This window comes from Halomonas sp. 3H, assembly GCF_024206005.1.
Taxonomy (GTDB): Bacteria; Pseudomonadota; Gammaproteobacteria; order Pseudomonadales; family Halomonadaceae; genus Halomonas; species Halomonas campaniensis.
Genome location: NZ_CP100360.1, coordinates 3,409,493 through 3,423,155, shown reverse-complemented (window position 1 = coordinate 3,423,155; position 13,663 = coordinate 3,409,493). Strand labels below are relative to the sequence as shown.

The following is a 13,663-nucleotide window of genomic DNA, read 5'->3' as shown; positions in this document are numbered from 1 at the left end:
CAGGCAGGGAGACGACATGAAGACACAGATATCGCGCTATCGCAGGGAGTCGGATCATCGCTATGACGCGGTTCACCAGCAGCAGGGGCGGGTGCTGACCGATGCCGACTGGAACGCGCTGGTGGATGCCCTGCGCCGGACCCTGGTGGAAAGCAGTCGACAGGCGCTGGGCAGCGGCATGCCGGCGAGTGGCGGCCTGCTGGGCATCGACGAGGACGGCCGACCCACCCTCCGGTGGGGGCGGGTGGCGGTCGATGGCCGGCTGGGTGAGTGGGTGGCGGCACCCGGCGCCGATGCGGGCGCGGACCCCCTGAGCGTGCAGGCCGACCTGCCCGGGCTCGCCCCGCCGGCGGGGGACCATGTGCTCTACGTCGACCTCTGGGAGCGCGAGATTACCGCCCTGGAGGACCCCTCGCTGGCCGACCCGGCGCTGAATGGCGCCGACACTTGCACCCGTACCCGCACCATGGTGCAGCTCAAGTGGGCGCCTCTGGATGACGACCCCTTCGACGCAGCGGCCGACCTGCCCGCCTGTGGCGATGCCTCGCTGACGATCCGGGAGCGCGAGGAGGCCACGCTGGTCGACGACCCCTGCGAGCCTCAGTTGGAGGTCTTCCACCCGGGGATCGGTGATGCGCTCTTTCGTCTCGAGGTGCATCACCATCCCGGCCCGGGAGGCGACGGGGAGCTGGTGCTCAAGTGGTCCCGGGAGAATGGCGCCGAGGCCGAGGCGCGCGACGCGCTGCCGCCGGGGTTCGTCAGCCCCGACCGGGTCTACGAGCCCTTCGGCCCCGACAGCGACTGCCATCTCGGCATCCACCTTCATGACAGCGCGGGGACTCCCAGGCGTGGTGCGCTGGTCGCCGGCCGGGCCCCCCACGAGGAGGAGGACCCCGAGCTGCCCTGGCTGCGCCGCTGGGATGGCTACTGCCACCTGACGCGCTCGGGCGGTGCCTGGGAATGGCAGGAGGGCTGGCACCGTGGCACGGCGCTGCAGCGTCACGACAGCGAGGAGCAAGCCCGCCAGGCCGGCAGCGCCGAGATTCACCTGACCGACGAGCGACTGCTGCTGATGCTGGACCGCTACAGCCTCGAGCTGGAGCTTGGCGAGCGACGCTTCGTCAGCGGCGACTACTGGCTGGCGACCCTGCGCGAGGCCGCCGAGGAGGCGGCGCGCATCGAACTGGCCAGCGCGACCCCGCTGGGTATCCGGCATCACTACCTGCGCCTCTACCGCGTGGTGGATGGTGAGCCCCAGCCGCTGGATGACGCCACCCGGCGGCGCTTCCAGTGTCTCGACCTGGCTTCGCTGCTGGCCGACCGCATCGGCTACGACGCGGGCCTCGTGCCGGAGCGCTGGAAGGCCCTGCTCGCACCGGGCGAGGGGGAGCCGCCGGAGAACGTCCAGCAGGCACTGGACGCCCTGCTGGTTCATCTCAACAGCGAGGCGGTGACCCACCACTTCGGGAAGTGCGATCGCAAGCCCAGTGTCAGGTCCCTGCTGACGGAGGCAGGGCTCGGACACTGGAAGGAGCGCCGCCAGCCGCTCGGCGTCCTGCTCAATGACCTCCTCTGCCGGCTGGATGCCCGCACGCTGCCCTATCGGGCCAGGACCTCCTCCTCGGCACCGCCCCAGAGCCTCGACGATGTGGTCCTCGACCGTACCCGAGGAGGGAAGATCGAGGGGGACCTGCATGTCACCCAGGCGGTTTCGGTGGATGGGCCCATGAAGGTCGCCGGCGAGATCCGCAGCGACAAGGGGGTCACGGCGCCTCGCGTGCACGGGGAAGCGGTCGTGGCCGAAAAGTCCTTCGTCCATCCGCCGGGGGCCAGGAAGGGGCTCGTGCTGACCGCGAAGGACCAGCGCGGCAACGCGGTCTGGGCCGAGCCTCCGGCCCAGGCCGGCGAGGGCCTCTGGGAGCGCGACGAGGCCGGCTTCCTGGTGCCTCGGGAGGCGAAGGGGGTGCGCGCCATCCCCGAGCTCGCCACCGGCGAGCACCGCGGCGGCTGGGTGACCGGGGTGGCCTGGCAGCCCTGGGAGCCCGATGGCAAGCGATACCCCCTGGATGGCAAGGAGGGACGCTTCAACCTCTTCGACATCCTCAAGAAGGCCCCTGCCTGGCCCCTGCCCGAGCGCATCGTCAAGGAGGCGCGAGAGGTGCTGCTGCATGTCTCGGCGGCGGCGCTGCCGGCGGGGCAGGGGCGCGAGCGTCAGGAGCGTCTCGGCGAGCTGACGCTGACCTTCACGACCCTCGATGACGGCCAGGAGAGGCCGATTTCGTACAGCAAACACCTCTACCTGGCCTTCGGCGCGGGCACTTCCTCGGCCTCGGACAATATCTGGCTGCCGGTGGTCGGCAAGGGGCAGGTGAGCCTGCGGGCCGAACTGGAAGGGGGCGCCCCGGAGGAGTTCATCGAGACCTTCAAGCTGATCGGCCGGGCCTTCGTGACCGGCTACCGCTAGCCGGGAAAGCCGGCAAGGAGTGCGATCATGGGCGATGCGACGGAGTCCCGCACGCCGCAGGAGAGCGAGGGTCGCAGCCGTACGGTCGCCTCGTCGGCCCGCTCGGCACCCGACAGGGGTGTCCACGATACCTTGCATGAGACGCCCCGTCCGGTGGTGGTCTACACCTCGCCGGAGGCCGCCGCGGCCCTGCAGTTCGATGAGCCCGACAAGGGGCAGGCCATCGACAGTGACCTGCTGGCACCGCTGGTGGTCCGCGGCTACTGGTTCAACCTAAACGGCGAGTCCGACAGCGGCAACCTCGGCTATCTGGACGTCAATATTCCCGGCGACAATCCGGACTGGAAAGCCTTCGGCGAGGACCTCTCCCTGCCCGTGCTGAGCCTGCCGGGCGATCCTCGCGCCGGGCTGCTGACGGGGCGGCACCTGCAGGCGCTGCTCGACGGTTTCCTGGAGCGCAAGGAGGCGACCCAGGCGCTGCCGGTCCTGGTGGAGCTCGACGAGCTCGAGGTCGATGAGGAGGGCGGGCTGAACGTGGAGGGCATCCTGCTGCCCGAGCTACCCATCCTCGGCGACAGGGGGCTGGCCTTTACCCTGCGCGGCAACGATTTTCGCCTGGAGCAGCCCATCGATACCGGTGACCTGCGCCTGCCGCCGCCCTTCGAGCTGACCGACTCCAGCCTGGTGCTCTTTGCCTCCACCGCCGATGGCTGGGGCGGTGAGGGGAAGATCGAGTTCGCGCTGGCCCCCTATGGTGAAGGGGAGCTCGAGGCGAAGGCGAGCAGTCGAGAGCTCAGCTTCGGGGGCCACTTCGATTTCGACAGCCGGCTCTTCGAGACGGCTCGGGTCGCGCTGGCCTACGAGGAGGGCGCGCTGACGGGCAGTGGCAGGCTGGCAGTGGGCGAGGGCAAGCTGCGCGGCGTCAAGGCCGCCAGCCTGGAGCTGACCGTGGACGGCGAGAGCGTCAGTGGCGAGGGCGAGATCACCCCCAGCCTGGCAGCGCTGGAGGCCGGGGAGCTGACCTTCTCGGTGAGCCGCGGCGAGGGCGCCATGCTCTCGGCCGGGGTGACGCTGGGCGATGCCATCCCGCGGGTGGAGGGGGGCGAGCTGACGGGGACCATCGCCCCGCGCGAGGAGGACGAAGGCTATGCGCTGGCGATCGCCGGGGAGATCAACGCCGACCTGCCCGGCTTCGACGCCGGGCTCACTGCCTCCCTGGACGATGGCCTGTTCGATGTCGAGGGGCGCGGGGCCTACTCCCGTGGCCTGATCGCCGGAGAGCTGACCTTCGGTGCCACCAACCGCGAGGTGGATGAGGAGACCGGAGAGCGCCTCGAGGCGCCCGGGGAGAGGATCGCGCTGTTCGGTGCCGGCGAGGCGGCCATCGCGCTGACGCCCTGGCTCGAGGGTCGCGCCGGCCTGGCGGTGCTGCCCCAGGGCGAGGTCGAGCTGACGGGCGGCATCGGCATCCCCGACAGCGTCACCCTGTTCGAGGCCGATCCCTGGGAGCGCAACCTGATGAGGGTCCGTCTGGACATTCCCATCGTCGGCTTCACCGTGGCGCGCCAGCGCGTCGGCATCTTCGCCACCCTGGGCGGCGGGCTCGACCTGCGCGCCTCGGTGGGACCCGGCACCCTCGACGAGCTCGATATCGAGGTGACCTACAACCCGGATCGTGAGGAGGAGACCCGGGTGGTCGGGGAGGCGCTGCTGGCGGTGCCGGCCAGTGCCGGATTGCGCCTGTTCCTGCGCGGCGGCCTCGGGGCGGGCATTCCGGTGGTCAGCGCCACGCTGGGACTGGAGGCGGGCGGGGAGCTGGGACTCGAGGCCCGCGCCGAAACCGGCGTGGTACTCGACTGGCAGCCCGATCAGGGGCTCGAGCTGGAGGCGCGCGTCGCCCTGCAGGGCCAGCCGGTGTTCCGCTTCGACCTGGCGGGGTTTGCCCAGGTCGAGGCCGACCTGCTGGTGCGTACCCTGGACCTCTACGAAGAGCGCTGGGAGCTGGCCGCCGCCGAGGCCGGCGGCGGCATGCGCTTCGGTGTCGGCTTCCCGATCCACTATGTGCAGGGCGAGCCCTTCGCGATGGACGGGGAGGATATCGAGTTCCAGGTGCCTCGGGTCCAGCCCGTGGCCCTGGTCAGGGATCTGCTGGATCGGGTCGTCTAGGGGGCGTCGGGGTTGGCCGAACGTTGCGAGGGCCGTCAATCTCGGGTCAACTGTGTCGATTCACACCGAGAGGGGCAGCGGCTGATCGCTCCGTCCAGCGGCAGCTTTCCCCGTGCGCGCCAGGCGCATCGCTGGCTGGCGCCGCGACTGCCCCGGGGAGCCCGACAGGATGCCGACTACCCTGGAGCTGTTGCTCATTGCCGCCACCTTCCTGGTGGCCGGTGGCGTCAAGGGCGTCATCGGCATGGGCATGCCCACGGTGTCGCTGGCGCTGCTGACCGCCACCCTGGGGCTGCAGCCGGCCATGGCGCTGCTGCTGGCGCCCACCCTGATCACCAATGTCTGGCAGGCGCTGGTGGGAGGCTACCTGCAGCGGATCGTGCGGCGCCTCTGGCCTTTCCTGCTGGCATCGGTGGTGACGGTGTGGCTGGGCGTGGGCATCCTCGCCCGGGTCGAGGTGCGCTGGCTCTCCGGGTTGCTGGGAGCGCTGATCGCCTTCTATGCGCTCGCGGGGCTATGCCACCTGGGCCTGGACAGGCTGGTCGGCCGTGGCCGCCATGCCGCGCCGATCAACGGGGCCCTGACCGGCCTGCTGACCGGCATGACCGGCTCCTCGGTCTTTCCCGGCGTGCCCTACCTGCAGTCTCTCGGCTTGCCCAGGGAGATGCTGATCCAGGCCATGGGCGTGCTCTTCGTGGTTACCACCCTGGCGCTGGGCTCCGCCCTGGGAGGCCAGCGGCTGCTCAGCGTGGAACTGGGCCTGCTCTCCCTGGGGGCCGTGCTGCCTGCCCTCGTGGGCATGCGGCTGGGCCAGTGGCTGCGCGGACGGCTTTCGGAGTCGACCTTCCGGCGTGCCTTCCTCAGCGGCCTGCTGGCCATGGGGGGGTACCTGCTGGTGCGGGCCCTGGCGGGCTGAGCCGCCAGGGCATCAGGCCGCTCACTCCGCCAGGAAGGCGCGCAGGCGATCGCCGGCCTGGTCGATGGCCACCACGCCATCCAGGTGGCCGCGGGTGCCCTCCAGCGGGATCAGCTCCACCGGGGTGCCGTCGGCGCCGATCAGCTCGGCGGTCCGCTTCACGCTCTGGGGGGCGAAGACCAGGTCATCCTCGCTGTAGAGCATCAGCGTCGGTGCCTCGATAGCGGCCAGGCCCTCCTCCAGGCTCTCGCCGTGGCCCGCCATGAAGATCTGGTTGGCGCGCACCAGGTAGAGCAGGTGGTTGGCATCGGCCTGCTCGGCACGGGCCGCGGCGATGTCGTCCAGGGTCTGCTCGATGGCGTAGCGGGCGTCGAGATCCCGGGCGGGGTCGGCCTCCTCGTCGGCCCAGCTGCGATCGAAGGTCTCGTTGGCCCACTGCCAGTGGTTGGCGTTGAGGGTAACCAGCTTGAGCGCCTCGCGCAGGCCGTCCAGCGGCGGCTCGCCATCGTAGTAGTCTCCGCCGTTCCAGTTGGCGTCCACGCGGATCGGCGCGGCCCAGGCGGCCAGGGTGGCCAGCAGCCAGGGGTCGGCCTCGCCGGCGCCGATCACCGGGATCAGCCGCTCTACCCGATCGGGGTAGGTGCTGGCCCACTCGTAGGCCTGCAGCGCCCCCATCGAGGCGCCCATCACGGCGTGCAACCGCTCGATGCCCTGACTCTCCAGCAGCGCCTTCTGGACATCGACGAAGTCGCCGATGGTCACCACCGGGAAGTCCAGCCCCCAGGGCTCGCCGGTCTCCGGGTGGAGCGAGGCCGGCCCGGTGGTGGTCACGTTGGGGGCATGGGCGTTGAGGTTGACCAGGGTGTCCGAGGCGATGATGTAGTACTCGTCGGTATCCAGTGGCTTGCCGGGCCCGATGATGCTGTCCCAGTAGCCGGCGGGGCCGTCCTCCTCGTAGCGGCCGGCGGCGTGGCTGGTGCCGGAGAAGAAATGGGTGATCAGGATGGCGTTGTCGCGGGCCTCGTTGAGGGTGCCGTAGGCCTCCCAGCCCACCGCCAGGGGAGCGATGGTCTCGCCGCCGCGGGTGGTGTACGCGTCCATCTCGAAGACCTGCTTCTCCACCAGGCCGTCCCAGGCCTGGGCGGCGCCGGCCATCAGCAGCGCGGCGCCCAGGCAGAGGCCGGCGGCAAGGGAATGATGGAGGCGCTCGGGGGTCGAAAGCTGAGTGCTGTCCTGCATGGGGCGTTATCCTTGTGATTGAGCCTGTGTCCGGCTGGACGGCATTCAGTACAGACAGGGGGGTGTCGGGTGTCAACGCATGAGTGTCGAAGACCACCAACGGCGCGGGAGGCGTGCCATGAGCGATGACAACAGGGCGGTCCGTCGCACCGGGCTCGGCATGATGCTGCTGTTCTGGATGCTGTTCATCGGCGCCGGGACCTGGTGGTTCCACGGCTACCTGGAGGAGCAGCGCAACCCCAATGCCCACCTGGTCAATGCCGTGGAGGGCGAGAGCTCGGTGGTGCTGGAACGCAACCGGGCCGGGCACTTCCTGGCCACCGGGCGCATCAACGGCGAGCCGGTGGAGTTCCTCCTCGACACCGGGGCCACCTATGTGGCCGTTTCCGCGGAACTGGCCGACCGGCTGGGGCTGGAGTCGACCGGCAGCGCCTGGTTCAACACCGCCAACGGCCGGGTGCGAGGCGACCTCACTACCCTCGACGAGGTGAGCCTCGGCGGCTTCGCGGCGCGGGAGGTGCGCGGCTCCATCAGCCCCGGCATGGAGGGCGACGTGGCGCTGCTCGGCATGAGCTTCCTCAACCGCTTCGACATCGAGATCCGTGACGCCCGCATGGTCCTGCACCCCGCCCGAGCGAACTGAGGCACCCCATGGCTCCACCGCGCCGCGGACGCCACGCCGCACACCCCCACCAGATTCCCGGCCGCGGCTGGCTCGACATCCTCTGGCGCGTCAAGGTGCAGCTGGCCGACGACCGCATCGGGCTGCTGTCCGCCGGCATCGCCTTCTATGCCCTGCTCTCGGTGTTTCCCGCCATCGCGGCGGTCATCTCCCTCTGGGCCCTGGTGCTCGACCCCCAGGACATGGCCCGCCAGATCGCCGAGCTGGCCCGCCATGTGCCGGCCGAGGCAGCGGGACTGATCGAGGAGCAGGCCCGCGAGATCGGCGACAACACTCCCACCGGCCTCAGCCTCACCGCCCTGGGCAGCCTGGCAATCGCCCTGTTCGCGGCCTCCAAGGGGGTGCGTGGGCTGATCATCGCCCTCAACCTGGTCTACGGCGAGGATGAGCGGCGCGGTCCGCTGGGCCGCCTGCTGGTGGTGGCCGCCCTGACCCTGGGGCTGATCGCCCTGACCCTGGTCACCATCGTCGTCGTGGCCCTCTTCCCCCTGGCCAGCGGCCAGCTCGGACTGACGGGTATCCCGGCCATGCTGGTCGGCCTGGTGCGCTGGTCGGCGCTGCTGCTGGTGATGATGGCGGTGATCGCGGTGCTCTACCGCTTCGCCCCCTACCGCAGCTCGCCGCGCTGGGAGTGGGTCAGCGTCGGTACCGTCACCGCCACCCTGCTGTGGCTCCTGGGCTCCGCCGGCCTCTCGCTCTACATGGGGCGGATGGCCACCCTGAGCCAGCTCTACGGGTCGCTGGGAGCCGTGTTGGTGCTGATGCTGTGGTTCTGGCTATCGGCCTTCGTCGTCTTGCTGGGGGCCGAGATCAACGGTGAAATGGAGCGACAGACCCGCCGCGACACCACCGTCGGCGAGCCTCGTCCCCTCGGCGAGCGCGGCGCCTTCGTGGCCGACACCCTGGGCCCCCGCCGGCCCTGGCGCCGCGACGGGGAGCCCGACGACCCACCCGACGTTCCACAAGACGCTCCACAAGATCCGGGAGAGCCCCGATGAGCCTGACCCACACCCTCGGCGTAACCTGGCCGATCCTCCAGGCCCCCATGGCCGGCGCCCAGGGCAGCGAGCTGGCCATTGCCGTGGCCAGGGCCGGCGGGCTGGGCGCGCTGCCCTGCGCCATGCTGCCGCCGTCGGCCATGGCCGAGGAACTCACCGCCATCCGCGCCGCCACCGCCGCCCCCATCAACGTCAACTTCTTCTGCCATGCACCGCCTGCGCCGGACCCCGTCGCCCAGGCGCGCTGGCATGAAGCGCTGGCCCCCTATTATGCCGAGTTCGACCTCGACATCGGTGCCGTGCCCGAGGGCCCCGGGCGGCGCCCCTTCGATCACGAGGCCTGCGATGCCCTCGCGCCCTTCCGCCCCGAGGTGGTGAGCTTCCACTTCGGGCTGCCCGAGGCCGCGCTGCTCGAGCGGGTCAAGGCGTGGGGCGCCACGGTGCTCGCCTCGGCCACCACGGTGCAGGAGGCCGAGTGGCTCGCGGCCCACGGCGCCGATGCCATCATCGTCCAGGGGCTGGAGGCGGGCGGCCACCGGGGCATGTTCCTGACCGAGGAGTCCACCACCCAGGTGGGCACCTTCGCGCTGCTGCCCCAGGTGCGCGAGGCCGTCGACCTGCCGCTGATCGCCGCCGGCGGCATCGCCGATGCCCGCGGCGTGGCGGCGGCGCTGGCACTGGGCGCCGAGGCGGTGCAGGTGGGCACGGCCTTCCTCTGCTGCCCCGAGTCGGGTGTCTCGGCGATTCACCGGCGGGCGCTGATGAGCCAGGCGGCCCGCCACACGGCGCTGACCAACCTCTACAGCGGGCGCCCGGCCCGGGGTATCGTCACCCGGCTGATGCGCGAACTGGGGCCGATGAGCGACATCGCTCCGGCCTTCCCTCTGGCCACCGCCGCCATCGCCCCGCTGCGCGCCGCCGCCGAGGCCCAGGGCAGCGGCGACTTCTCCCCGCTGTGGGCGGGGCAGAACGCCAGCCGCTGCCGCGAGGTGTCCGCCGCCGAGGTGGTGGCCGCGCTGGCGGAGGGGCTGTGAGCCAGCCCGTCGAGGCTGATATCATGGATAGATGACCAGTATCTCTCCCGCCGCCTCCCTCGCGGATCCCTTCTACTACCTGGTGAACTTCCAGTTCGTGCTGGACTGGGTCGCCGAGCGCCATGGCGACCTGCTCGGCGACGAGGAGCAGGCGTTCCTGGTCGACTTTGCCGCCCTGCCCCGGGCCTCCCGGGCGCTGCTGGTGCGCATGGTGATGCGCCGTGGCGAGCACTTTCGCACCTCGAAACTCGTCTATCCGGAGATCAACACCGAGATCGACGCCGAGATCAGTGGCCAGAGTGGCGGCGGCGAGGCGGCCCTGGCGCCGCTGGTGGCGGCCGGCCTGGTCGAGGACGACCCCGCCCTCTCCCTGGTGACCCTCTTCGCCCAGTTGCGCCTGCCCGAGCTGCGCCTGGCCCTGGCCGATGAGATTCGCGCCGCAGGGCTGCCGGCCTCGCTGGGCAAGGCCGCCCTGCTCGATGTCCTGGCGCCTCGGGGCCTCGCGGCGCGTCCGCTGGCCGCGTGGTGGCCGGCGGCCCCGGATCGAGTGGTGCGCCTGACGGTGATGGCCACCTGCGACCGCCTTCGGCTGATGTTCTTCGGCAACCTGCGCCAGGACTGGTCCGACTTCGTGCTTGCCGAGCTCGGGGTGCAGCGCTTCGAGCGGGTGGCCTTCAGCGCCGACTCCCGGGCCTTCCAGCGCCGCGCGGAGGTGGACGCCTACCTGGCCCTGCACCGGCTGCGCGAACGGCTCGACGCCGATGAGCCGGTGGCAACGCTGGCCGCCGAGCGGCCAGCCGTACCGGCGGACAACGCCTGGCTCGCGGCAAGGCGCCGGCGCCTGGACCTGGCCCTGGGCCGACAGGCCGAGCGGGCCGGGGAGGGCGAGCTGGCGCTTGGGCTCTACCACCAGGCGGGCTGGCCGGTGGACGCCGGCAGCGTAGAGGCGCGTATCCGATACCTGCGCCTGCTGGAGCGCCGGGGAGAGCACGCCGAGGCCCATGCCCTGTCGGAAGCCCGGGTCGAGGCCCTGGCCGGCGGGGCGCCGGGGGAGGCGGAGGCCCAGGCCCTCTCGCGGCTGCTTCCCCGCCTGCGGCGCCGGCTGGGGCTGGCGGCGCAGACCCGTGAGGCGGCGCCCGCCCCCGAGCGCCTCGAGCTCTGCCTGCCGGCCTCCCAGTCGTTTTCCCTCGGCGTCGAGCGGGCGGTGGGCGCGTACCTGCAGCACGACGACGCGCCGGTGGCCTATGTGGAGAATACCCTGCTCACCGGGCTCTTCGGCCTGCTCTGCTGGGAGGCGCTCTTCGCGCCCCTGCCCGGCGCCTTCTTCCACCCCTTCCACAGCGGGCCGGCGGACCTCTACCGGGAGGACTTCGTGGCCCGCCGGCGCGAGCGCTTCGACGCCTGCCTGGCGCGCCTCGACGACGGCCGCCACGAGCGGGCGATCCTTTCGACATGGCGGGAGAAGCAGGGGCTCGCCAACCCCTTCGTGCACTGGGGGGCGCTCGACGAGGCGCTGCTTTCGCTTTCGCTTTCGTGCCTGCCCGCCGAGCACCTGCGCGCCTGCTTCGCGCGGCTGCTGGGCGACCTGAAGGCCAACCGTGCCGGCCTGCCGGACCTGATCCAGTTCTTCCCGCAGGCGGCAGAGGGAGAGCCGCGCTACCGGCTGATCGAGGTGAAGGGCCCCGGCGACCGCCTGCAAGACAACCAGCGCCGCTGGCTCGCCTTCTTCCATGAGCAGGGCATTCCCGCGGCGGTCTGCCACGTGCGCTGGGTGCAGCTCGCATGAGCGAGGTGCGACGCCATCGGGTGGCGGTGCGCACCCTGTGCGACTTCACCGCCCGTGAGGGAGATCTGGACCACCGCTTCACCCCCGCACCCAGCGCCGAGGAGGGCATCGCCGGCCATGCCGAGGTGGCCCGCCGCCGCGGCGAGGGCTACGAGCGCGAGGTGGCGCTCTCCCACGTGGTCGAGGGGCTCACCGTCGGCGGTCGCGCCGACGGCTATGACCCGGCCGCCAACTGCCTGGAGGAGGTGAAGACCCACCGCGGCAGCCTCGAGCGCATGGCCGACAACCAGCGTGCCCTGCACTGGGCCCAGGCCAGGGCCTACGGCGCCCTGCTCTGCGCCGAGCGGGGCCTGGCCGAGATCACCCTGGCGCTGGTCTATCTGGAGGTGGCCAGCGGCCGGGAGACCCGCCTCGAGCAGCGCTTCGAGGCCGCCGAGCTGGCCGCCTTCCTCGCCTCGCTGTGCCGGCGCTATCGCGCCTGGGCCGAGCAGGAGGCGGCGCATCGCGCGCGACGGGATGCCGCCCTGACGGGGCTCGCCTTCCCCCATGCCGACTTCCGCACCGGCCAGCGGGCACTGGCCGAGGGGGCCTACAAGGCCGCGGCCACCGGCCGCTGCCTGCTGGCCCAGGCCCCCACCGGCATCGGCAAGACCCTGGGCACCCTCTTTCCCCAGCTGGCGGCGATGCCCCGCCACGGCCTCGACCGGGTGATGTTCCTCACCATGAAGACCCCGGGGCGGGCCCTGGCGCTGGATGCGCTGCGCCAGCTGGGGGCCAAGCCTGCGCTTGGCACGGAGGGCGAGCAGGACGGTGGTCCCTCGGCGGAAGCTCCCGAGAGACTGCCGCTGCGGGTGCTGGAGCTGACCGCCCGGGAGAAGGCCTGCGAGTACCCTGGCCGGGCCTGCCACGGCGAGGCCTGCCCGCTGGCGGCGGGCTTCTACGACCGCCTGCCGGCGGCGCGCCAGGCGGCCGTGGAGCGCGGCTGGCTGGACCGCGAGGCGCTGCGTGAGGTGGCCCGCAAGCACAGCGTCTGCCCCTACTACCTGGGCCAGGAGCTGGCGCGCTGGTGCGACCTGGTGGTCGGCGACGTCAACCACTGGTTCGACGCCAACGCGCTGCTCCACGGCCTGGCGGTGGCCAATCGCTGGCGGGTGGGCCTGCTGGTGGACGAGGCCCACAACCTGGTGGAGCGGGCCCGAGGCATGTACAGCGCCGAGCTCGACCAGCGCCGGCTCGCCCGGCTGCGCCGCAGCGCGCCGCCGGCGCTCTCCCGGCCGCTGGCGCGGCTGGCCCGCCAGTGGCAGGGCGTGGTGAAGGAGGCGGGGCTCGCCGAGGCCGGCGAGACGGGGCGGCCGGCCTATCGGGTGCTAGAGGGCGTGCCCGAGGCCATGGTGGGCGCCCTGCAGGGGGCGGCCAGCGCCATCACCGACTACCTGGGCGAGCACCCCGAGGGGGCCAGCCCCGAGCTTCAGGAGCTGCTCTTCGAGGCGCTGGCCTTCACCCGCCTGGCGGAGGCCTTCGGCGACCACTCGCTGTGCGACCTGGCCCGCTACGGACGCGGTCGGGCGGTGTTGGGGCTGCGCAACCTGGTGCCGGCGGATTTCCTCGCCCCGCGCTTCGCGGCGGCCCACGCCGCGGTGCTCTTCTCGGCGACCCTGGCCCCACCCGCCTACCATCGCGACCTGCTGGGGCTGCCGGTGGAAACGGTCTGGCAGTCGGTGGCCTCGCCCTTCGCCGCCGGGCAGCTCGAGGTGCGCATCCGCGCCGATATCTCTACCCGGCTGCGGGATCGCGAGGCCTCGGTGGCGCCCATCGTCGCCGAGCTGGCCGGCCAGTACCGCCGCTGCCCCGGCAACTACCTGGCCTTCTTCAGCAGCTTCGCCTATCTGGAGCAGGCGCGGGCGGCCTTCGCCGAGGCGCACCCGACGATTCCCACCTGGACCCAGAGCCGCGGGATGAGCGAGGCAGAGCGCGACGCCTTCCTGGCCCGTTTCACGCCGCAGGGGCAGGGTATCGGCTTCGCGGTGCTGGGGGGCGCCTTCGCCGAGGGGGTCGACCTGCCGGGGGAGCGGCTGATCGGCGCCTTCATCGCCACGCTGGGGCTGCCGCCCTTCGATGACTTCAACGAGGCCTTGAAGGCGCGGCTCCAGGCGCGCTTCGGCCGCGGCGACGACTACGCCTACCGGGTGCCGGGGCTGATCAAGGTGGTGCAGGCCGCCGGTCGGGTGATCCGCGGCCCAGAGGATCGCGGTACCGTGGTGCTGATGGATGACCGCTTCGCCCGGCACGAGGTCCGCACCCGGCTGCCGGACTGGTGGCAGCTGCCGGGAACGCCAGGCGTCGCCGGCGGTCCGACCCACACGACACGGCCCTGACGC

Annotated in this window: 9 protein-coding genes; 8 read left to right on the top strand and 1 reads right to left on the bottom strand. The window is 71.9% G+C overall.

Going from position 1 to position 13,663, the window contains the following annotated elements; genetic code table 11:
• The first annotated feature begins 16 nt into the window (after positions 1–16).
• The 3 genes from NFC98_RS15760 to NFC98_RS15750 all read left to right on the top strand — a co-directional run bounded on the left by NFC98_RS15760 (position 17) and on the right by NFC98_RS15750 (position 5,546).
• The gene (locus tag NFC98_RS15760) at positions 17–2,464 is read left to right on the top strand and encodes a DUF6519 domain-containing protein (RefSeq protein WP_254275856.1); all 2,448 of its coding nucleotides are present in this window, start codon (positions 17–19) and stop codon (positions 2,462–2,464) included.
• Positions 2,465–2,491: 27 nt separating this feature from the next.
• Positions 2,492–4,630: a hypothetical protein gene (locus NFC98_RS15755; protein WP_254275855.1), complete on the top strand. Its 2,139-nt coding sequence runs from the start codon at positions 2,492–2,494 to the stop codon at positions 4,628–4,630.
• Positions 4,631–4,799: 169 nt separating this feature from the next.
• Positions 4,800–5,546: a sulfite exporter TauE/SafE family protein gene (locus NFC98_RS15750; protein WP_254275854.1), complete on the top strand. Its 747-nt coding sequence runs from the start codon at positions 4,800–4,802 to the stop codon at positions 5,544–5,546.
• A gap of 21 nt (positions 5,547–5,567) precedes the next feature.
• On the opposite strand, the gene NFC98_RS15745 is transcribed toward NFC98_RS15750, so the two are convergent.
• On the bottom strand, positions 5,568–6,785 hold the full coding sequence (locus NFC98_RS15745; protein WP_254275853.1) for a homoserine O-acetyltransferase: 1,218 nt from the start codon (positions 6,783–6,785) through the stop codon (positions 5,568–5,570).
• Between the two features lie 118 nt (positions 6,786–6,903).
• On the opposite strand from NFC98_RS15745, the gene NFC98_RS15740 reads away from it, so the two are divergent.
• Genes NFC98_RS15740 through NFC98_RS15720 form a run of 5 tightly spaced genes read left to right on the top strand, consistent with a single transcriptional unit; the run spans position 6,904 to position 13,660 of the window.
• Entirely contained in the window at positions 6,904–7,428 is a 525-nt protein-coding gene (locus NFC98_RS15740) for a TIGR02281 family clan AA aspartic protease (RefSeq protein ID WP_183332029.1), read from the top strand.
• Between the two features lie 8 nt (positions 7,429–7,436).
• Positions 7,437–8,465 carry a YihY/virulence factor BrkB family protein gene (locus NFC98_RS15735; protein ID WP_254275852.1) on the top strand — a complete coding sequence of 343 codons (1,029 nt, stop codon included), beginning with the start codon at positions 7,437–7,439 and terminating at the stop codon, positions 8,463–8,465.
• A complete protein-coding gene (locus NFC98_RS15730) occupies positions 8,462–9,499 on the top strand; it encodes a nitronate monooxygenase family protein (RefSeq protein ID WP_254275851.1) in 1,038 nt (345 codons plus the stop codon). The genes NFC98_RS15735 and NFC98_RS15730 overlap by 4 nt, the downstream gene beginning before the upstream one ends.
• A 31-nt stretch (positions 9,500–9,530) precedes the next feature.
• Positions 9,531–11,285 (top strand): VRR-NUC domain-containing protein, encoded by a 1,755-nt coding sequence (locus NFC98_RS15725; protein WP_254275850.1) that lies wholly within the window; start codon positions 9,531–9,533, stop codon positions 11,283–11,285.
• Positions 11,282–13,660, top strand: a complete 2,379-nt coding sequence (locus NFC98_RS15720) for an ATP-dependent DNA helicase (RefSeq protein ID WP_254275849.1) — start codon at positions 11,282–11,284, stop codon at positions 13,658–13,660. The genes NFC98_RS15725 and NFC98_RS15720 overlap by 4 nt, the downstream gene beginning before the upstream one ends.
• Positions 13,661–13,663: the final 3 nt, after the last annotated feature.